The 8,085-nt window shown below is 64.4% G+C and carries 3 protein-coding genes; 1 reads left to right on the top strand and 2 read right to left on the bottom strand.

Annotated elements, in window-relative coordinates; genetic code table 11:
* Positions 1 to 217: 217 nt before the first annotated feature.
* Together Q1K70_RS06345 and Q1K70_RS06340 are read right to left on the bottom strand one after the other, a co-directional pair.
* Entirely contained in the window at positions 218 to 2,437 is a 2,220-nt protein-coding gene (locus tag Q1K70_RS06345) for a bifunctional (p)ppGpp synthetase/guanosine-3',5'-bis(diphosphate) 3'-pyrophosphohydrolase (RefSeq protein ID WP_300157013.1), read from the bottom strand.
* Between the two features lie 73 nt (positions 2,438 to 2,510).
* Entirely contained in the window at positions 2,511 to 4,187 is a 1,677-nt protein-coding gene (locus Q1K70_RS06340) for a peptide-binding protein (RefSeq protein WP_300157011.1), read from the bottom strand.
* Between the two features lie 273 nt (positions 4,188 to 4,460).
* Here Q1K70_RS06340 and Q1K70_RS06335 point away from each other — a divergent pair, with 273 nt between their 5' ends.
* Positions 4,461 to 7,679, top strand: a complete 3,219-nt coding sequence (locus tag Q1K70_RS06335) for a DEAD/DEAH box helicase (RefSeq protein WP_300157009.1) — start codon at positions 4,461 to 4,463, stop codon at positions 7,677 to 7,679.
* Positions 7,680 to 8,085 lie beyond the last annotated feature (406 nt).

Below are 8,085 nucleotides of genomic sequence, written 5' to 3'. Positions count from 1 at the left end.
GCAGGCCAAATTCCGCCCCCATCTTCGGTCCGCCAACGGCAACCGCACCGGTGACCGCAGCCAACCCCGCCCGCCTACGCCGCCGAGGGGGTCCGGGGGGCATCATGCCCCCCGGTGGGTCCAGGGCAACGCCCTGGCGGGTGCAGGGCTGAGCCCTGCTGGGGTCTGGGGCAACGCCCCAGTGGGGTTCGGGGCAAAGCCCCGATTCCCACCGACCCTAGCCGACCGGTTCGTCGGCGGCGTCGGGGCCGGTGCCGAGTTCGTCGGTGACGGCGCGGCGTTTGACGGCGATGACGGATTCGAGGCGGCTGATGCGTTCGATGGTGCGGTAGAGGTGGCTGGAATCGCGCACTTCGACGCGGAAGATGAGCTGGCTCGTGCCGTCGATATTGGAGTGGATGGCCCCTGAGTCGATGTTGACGCCTTCCTCGGCGAGCACCTGGGAGATTTTGCCGAGCACGCCTTTCTGGTTCTTGGCCAGGATGGACAGGCCTGCCGGGTAGGGCTGTTCCTTTTCGCCTTCCCAGTTAACCTGGATGAGGCGTTCGGATTCGAGGTTGGGGATGTTGGGGCAGTCGTGGGTATGCACGACCACGCCGCGGCCGCGCGAGATGTAGCCGACGATGGGATCGCCGGGCACGGGGTTGCAGCATTGGGCCAGGCGCACGAGCACGTTGTCCACGCCCTGGATGCGCACGCCCTCGCCGGGCTTGCCCTTGGCCGGGGCGGCGAGGCCTTCGGCCGGCGTGACGGGCGGTTCCACCTTGAGGTGGATGTCGCCCTCCTCGCCTTCCTTTTTGGGCAGCAGCCGGCCGATGATCTTTTTGGGCGTGATGCGGGAATAGCCAACGGCCGAGAGCACGTCCTCGACGCCGGGCAGGGAAAGTTCCCGGGCGACGCCCAGCATGGCCCCGTCCTTGATGGCCTTCTGGATGTTGACGCCGTCCTTGCGGCCCTGTTTTTCGAGCATTTCGCGGCCGAGGATGATGGAGCGGGCGCGTTCCTCGGTGCGGATGAAGTGCTTGATGCGGGTACGGGCCTTGGCGGTCTTGACGAACTTGAGCCAGTCCCGGTTGGGGCGGCGGTTCTTGTCGGTGATGATCTCGACGGTGTCGCCGTTTTTGAGCGGCGTTTCGAGGGGAATGATCCTACCGTTGACCTTGGCCCCGGCGCAGTGCTCGCCGATGGCGGTATGGATGAGGAAGGCCAGGTCCACGGCCGTGGCTCCCTCGGGCAGCTCCTTGACCTCGCCCTTGGGCGTGAAGACGTAGACCTCGTCCTGGAAGAGGTCGAAGCGCAGGTTGGCCACGAACTCGCGGGAGTCCTTGAGTTCGCGCTGCCAGTCCATGATCTGGCGCAGCCACGAGAAGCGCTCCACGTCCTTGGGGTTGAACTTGCCTTTTTCGCGCTCCTTGTACTTCCAGTGGGCGGCCACGCCCTCCTCGGCCAGCCTGTTCATCTCCACGGTGCGGATCTGGATCTCGATGCGCTCCCCGTCCGGGCCGACGACGGTGGTGTGCAGGCTCTGGTACATGTTGGCCTTGGGCATCGAGATGTAGTCCTTGAAGCGCCCCGGCACGGGTTTCCAGATGGAGTGCACGAGCCCCAGCGCGGAGTAGCATTCGCGGATGGTCTCGACGATGACGCGGAAGGCCACCAGGTCGTGGACCTGGTCGATGGTCAGCCCCTGGACGCGCATCTTGTTGAACACGCTCCACAGGTGCTTGCGGCGGCCGAAGATGCGGGCGCGGATGCTGTTTTCGCCGAGCATCTCCCTGATCTGGCCGATGACCCGGTCGATGTAGGCCTCGTCCAAGGTGTGGTGGCGGTCCACGCCGGCCTTGATCTGGCTGTAGACGTCGGGTTTCAAATATTTGAAGCTCAGGTCCTCGAGCTCGGTCTTGATGCGGTGCAGGCCCAGGCGGTTGGCCAGGGGCGCGTAGATGTCCATGGTCTCCTGGGCGATCAGGGCCTGCTTGTGGGGCTTTTGGAACTCCAGGGTGCGCATGTTGTGCAGGCGGTCGGCCAGCTTGACCAGGACGACGCGGATGTCGTTGGCCATGGCCAGGATCATCTTGCGGATGTTCTCGGCTTGCGCCTCTTCCTTGGACTCGAAGGGGATGAGGCTGATCTTGGTGACGCCGTCGACGATGTCGGCCACTTCCTCGCCGAAGAGCTCTTCCAGCTCGTCCACCGTGGCCTTGGTGTCCTCCACGGTGTCGTGGAGCAGGCCCGAGGCGATGCTGGCCGCGTCCAGGCGCATGTCGGCCAGGATGCCGGCCGCCTCCAGGGGGTGGGACAGGTAGGGCTCGCCGGACAGGCGCACCTGTCCGGCATGGGCCGCGGCCGAAAACACGTAGGCCTTGGTGATGAGCGCCTGTTCCTGTTCGGTCAGGTAGACGGCGGTCTTGTCCAGGATTTCGTTGATGCGGATCATATGGCCGACCCGGCCTCGTTCACCGGGGGGTTGGTCGTTTCGCGGGCAGTGTTGCGGGCGTTCGCCCGTGCTCCTACGGTTCCAGGCGAAACTTCTGCCTGTCCCGGGGCACCCACCACTTGGTGAAGTTGTAGGTGATGCCGGCCGGGGCCACGGCCACGTCCTGGAAGCGCGAGGACAGGATGGGCAGGGAATAGGGCGCGTACAGGAACAGGTAGGGCTGTTCGCTGTGCAGTATCTCCTGGAAGGCGTCGTAGATCTTCTTGCGCTCGGCCTGGTCCACGGTGTGGCGGCCCTTGTCCAGCAGGGCATCGGCGTCGGCGTTCTTGAATCCCACGAAGTTGAGCCCGCCCGGCACGGCGCGGCTGCTGTGCCACACGTCGAAGGCGTCCGGGTCCTGGGTGACGGTCCAGCCGAGGATCAGCGCGTCGAAATTGCCCTTGTCCACGAATTCCTTGATGAACGACGCCCATTCCACGGTGCGTATCTCGACCTTGACGCCCACGGCGGCCAGCTGGCTCTGGATGATGGTGGCCGTCTTGATGCGCTGGTCGTTGCCCTGGTTGGTGAGGATGGTGAAGGCGAAGGGCCGGCCGCTTGCGTCCTCGAGCACGCCGTCGCCGTTGCGGTCCTGCCAGCCGGCCTCGGCCAGGAGCTTTTTGGCCAGGGCCGGATCGTAGGCGTAGTCCTTGACGTCCTCGTCGTACATCCAGGTGCCGGGCTTGTAGGGACCGATGGTGGGAAGCCCCAGGCCAAGGAGCGCCCCCTTGACCACGTCCTCCTTGTTCACGGCGTGGGCGAAGGCCCGTCGCACGCGCACGTCGGAAAAAAACGGGCTTTTGAGGTTGTAGCCCATATAGGTATAGGCGAAGGAGAGGTACTTGAACTTGCGCCAGTCGGCCTCCCAGGAGGGGCCGCCTGTCTGGTAGAGGAACTGCTGGGGAGTGAGATCCATCATGTCGATGCCCCCGGCCTTGAGTTCCAGGAACATGGTGGCCGGGTCCGGGATGATGCGGTAGACGACCTGGTCGATGTAGGGCCGGCCCTCGAAGTAGTCGGCGTTGACGTCGAGGACGAGCTTGCGGCCGGGCTCCCAGCTGGTCAGCTTGTAGGGGCCCGCGCCCACGGGTTCGCGGGCGTACTTGGTGTTCATGAGGTCCTGTCCGGCCAGCAGGTGCTTGGGCAGGATGGAGCCGGCCCAGGTGACCAGCGACCGGGCGAAGGGCTCGGCGTAGCGGACCTCGAAGGAGTATCTGCCCGTGACGGTGAAGCTCGCCACGGCCTTGTAGTCCTCGGCGTAGGCCGTGGGCGTTTTGGGATCGATCATGAGCTTGTAGGTGAATTCCACGTCCTCGGCCGTGAGTTCCACGCCGTCGGTCCAGCGGATGCCAGGCTTCAGCCAGAACTTGAGGAGCTTGCCGTCTTCCAGCACTTCGTAGCGCTCGGCGGCGAAGCATTCGAGCTGGATGTCCTTGTCGTAGCGCAGGGGCGAGACGTAGAGGAGGCCGGCCACATCGTGGGAGGCGGAGTCCGAGGACAAGGGGGGAATGAGGTTCGAGGGCTCGCCGATGACGGCCATGACGATGCGCCCGCCCGGCACGGGATCGCCGACGGGAGCGGGCTGGGCCTGGTCCACGGGGGCCTTTGTCCCGGTTTTGGAGTCCTGCGCCTTATCCGAAGGGCCTTCGCAACCCCAAAGCGCCAGAAGAAAGACCAGAACAAGGGGGAAAACCGTACGAACCGCCGGCATAGGACTCCTTTTCGCTTGCATCATGCGCCCGATTCGACATATTGGAGCGGATGCGCAAGGTTCCGTCCCCTTAGGGATATACGGGGCGCGCGCAAATTAAAAGCCCTTTTTCCCCGGCCCCGGCCGGCCAGGGAGGCAGGGCGGCCAGGCAACATTTCCATTCCCAATTTCTCTGGAATCCGCTATGCGGGCCGGATAGCCTGTGACTTCCCTGGCCTGGGTCGACGCGGCTTGCCTCGATCAGTACCACGCTACGCAAGGAGCCCTTGGCCCATGGCCTCTGGAAACGACGAAACGAAAATTAAATCGGTGCTTTCGGAATTCGTCAGGGAGACGATTCCCGAATACATTCTGGACGGCGCCCACGCCATCGTGGCGGCCGGCGGCATCCAAAAACTGTCCGTCAACAAGCACGACCACTTCTGGGACGTGGAAGGGCAGGTGCAGGGCGACGACTTCCAGGTGTATTCCTCGGAACTGTCCGTCAACCTCAAGGAAGAGACCATCAACTTCTTCTGCAACTGCCCGGATTCCTTTTCCGGTGTGTGCCGCCACATCGGGGCCACGGCGCTCAAGTGCATCCACTCTCTGGAAGAGGCCGAGGGCGACGGCCACGAGGCCCCGTCCCTGCCGCGCGGCGAATGGCGGCAGACCTTCCGGGCCTATTTCTCCTCCGAGCCCGAGCCCGAACCCGGCCGCCACTACCTGATCTTCCGCTTCCACCCCGAACCGGGGCGGCTCCAGGTGGCCTTTTTCCGCGCCCGCCAGAACAAGTCCGGCATCTCCCAGGTCCACACCGAAATCACCCTGGAACAGATCATCAAGAATCCGGACTGGTCCGAGCTCTCCCCCACCCTGCCGGTGGTGGCCGAGATGCTCTACCATCACCTGGACTACGCCGGGCACCGGGTGGAGCTGCCGCCGGGATTTCTGGCCTGGTTCTTCTGGGCCATCGGCAAGGAATACTACCTCTACTGGCGCGACACCGAGCAGCCCGTGCGCATCGAGTCCAAGACCATGCGCCTGCAGCTCGCGCCCAAGCTTTCCGAGGAAGGGCTCTCCTTCGACATCCTGCTCGGCAGCCCCAGCAAGGCTCCCTTCTCCATCCTCGGCCAGGAAGTCTACTTCTACGGCCAGATGCCCATCTGGGTCTGCTGGAAGAACGCCTTCTACCCGGTGCAGACGGGGCTGCCGCCCCAGCTCGTCTCGGACATGGTGCAGAACACGCCTTTCATTCCCACCTCCGACGTGTCGGAGTTTCTCGACCGCGTCTGGACCCACCTGCCCATGACGGACCTGTACGGCCAGGAGGAGTTCCTGGTCAAAATGCAGCCGTTCTTCGTGCCGGCCACCTACGACCCGAAGATCTTCCTGGACGAGGAAGGCAGCCTGCTGACCCTGCAGATCCAGAACGTCTACCAGACCGAGCACGGCGAGATCACGGTGCCGGGGCCCAACCCCGACCTCATGACCGCCTCCTACCTCTACGAGGGCAAGTCCTACCTCATCGCCCGGGACTGCAACCACGAGCTCACGCTCATCAACATGCTCACGGACATGCGCTTCCAGGCCAGAAACAACGCCAACTGGTTCCTGGAGACCGAGGAGGCCATCGTCTTCCTCCTCGACGCCTATCCCAAGCTCGTGGAGAAGTACCGGGTCTACGGCGAGAAGAACCTGACCCGCTACAAGGTGCGCCTGTCGACGCCGGTCATCGTGGCCGAGGTGGAGTCCAAGGAAGAGGAGAAGTGGTTCAACCTCGACCTGCAGGTCCAGTACGACGACCAGAAGGTGCCGATCGAGAAGATCTGGAAGGCCTGGACGCAAGGCAAGCGCTACGTGCAGCTCAAGGACGGCTCCTACACGAGCCTGCCCGAGAGCTGGCTCAAGCGCATCGGCCACAAGCTGCGCGCCCTGGGCTACGACGCGGACAAGCCGCCCCAGAAGCGCTTCAAGCAGTTCGAAGCCCCGGTGCTGGACAAGATCCTCGAGGACCTGCCCGAGGCCCACACCGACTCCTTCTGGAACAGCCTGCGCGAGAAGATCCACAGCTTCAAGGAGATCGTGCCCCTCAAGCAGCCCGCGCACCTGAACGCCAGCCTGCGCCCCTATCAGTTGCAGGGCCTCAGCTACCTGAACTTCCTGCGCGAGTACGGCTTCGGCGGCATCCTGGCCGACGAGATGGGCCTGGGCAAGACCGTGCAGACGCTCTCCTTCATCCAGCACATGGTGGACAAGGGCTCGCGCGCGCCCAACCTGATCGTGGTGCCCACCTCGGTGCTGCCCAACTGGGACCGCGAGGCCGAGAAGTTCGTGCCCCGGCTCACCCGGCTGATCGTCTACGGGGCCAAGCGCGAAGGGCTTTTCAAGAAGATCGCCGAATCGAACCTGGTGATCACCACCTACGCGCTCCTGCGCCGCGACCTGGACGAGCTGCTCAACTTCGAGTTCAGCACCATCATCCTGGACGAGGCCCAGAACATAAAGAACCCCAACACCATCACGGCGCGCTCCGTGCGCAGGCTCAGGGGCAAGATGCGCCTTTGCCTCTCGGGCACGCCCATCGAGAACAACCTCTTCGAGCTCTGGAGCCTGTTCGAGTTCCTCATGCCCGGTTTCCTGGGCAGCCAGAACTCCTTCCAGCGCGGCATCGTCAAGCCCATCAAGGACGGCGACGAGGAGACGCTCGACTACCTGCGCGGCCGCGTGAAGCCCTTCATCCTGCGCCGCACCAAGTCCGAGGTGGCCAAGGACCTGCCGCCCAAGGTGGAGAACGTCCAGTACTGCGCGCTCATCGACGAGCAGGCCGAGCTCTACTCCCAGCTGGCCAAGAAGCTGCGCGACCAGGTGCTCAAGGACGTGGACGAGAAGGGCATGGCCAAGTCGCAGATGTCCATCCTGGACGCGCTGCTCAAGCTCCGCCAGATCTGCTGCCACCCCAGGCTTCTGAAGCTCGACATGCCCGGCGTGAACACCAACCTGCCCTCGGGCAAGTTCGACACCTTCAAGGACCTGGTCACGGACATCGTGGAGGAAGGCCACAAGGTGCTGGTGTTCTCGCAGTTCGTGCAGATGCTGCACATCATCCGCAGCTGGCTGCAGATCAACCAGACGCCCTTCGCCTACCTGGACGGCTCCAGCAAGGACCGCTTCGAGCAGGTGGACCGCTTCAACAACACCCCGGAAATCCCCATCTTCCTGATCTCGCTCAAGGCGGGCGGCACGGGCCTCAACCTGACCAGCGCGGACTACGTGATCCACTACGACCCGTGGTGGAACCCCGCCGTGGAAAACCAGGCCACGGACCGCACGCACCGCATCGGCCAGAAGCGCCAGGTCTTCGCCTACAAGCTCATCTGCTCCAACACCGTGGAGGAGAAGATACTGAAGCTCCAGGACATGAAGAGGGGCGTGGCCGAAGCCATCATACCCGGGCAGGACGCCTGGAAGAGCCTGACCAGAAACGACCTGGAGATGCTCTTCGAGGTCTAGCGGAACAAACGGGACGCGCCCCGGGCGGAGCTGCCCGTCAGCTTCGCTCCGGCCGCCAGAACGCTTGCGAACCCCTTCCGGTCATGCCGGAAGGGGTTCTTCGTTTGGTGCGAAAGCGGCGTTCAGGGCTGCGCACACCCGGCGGTCGCCGGGAAATCCCACACGCTCACGGCAGGCAGGCTTCCGCAGCGCCCGACGGCAGCCGGACAATTCCAGGCGCTCGCGACCGCGCGGCATCCGTCAGGGCTGGCCGCGCCCGCGCACACCGGCGGACCGCCGGAGGTTACTCCACGCCCCTGGCCGCTAGGCCTGCTGTCTCATGGCCCGGCTGACGCTCAGCACCGGGCAGAGCGCCCTGCACGCCACCCGCAACACCAGCGAACGCTCGAAGGCGCACTCGGGATCG

Origin of the sequence: Solidesulfovibrio sp., from assembly GCF_029978005.1 — a bacterium.
Taxonomy (GTDB): domain Bacteria; phylum Desulfobacterota; class Desulfovibrionia; order Desulfovibrionales; family Desulfovibrionaceae; genus Solidesulfovibrio.
The sequence above is the reverse complement of the archived record's forward strand: the minus strand, read 5'-3'. Positions and strand labels throughout refer to the sequence as shown.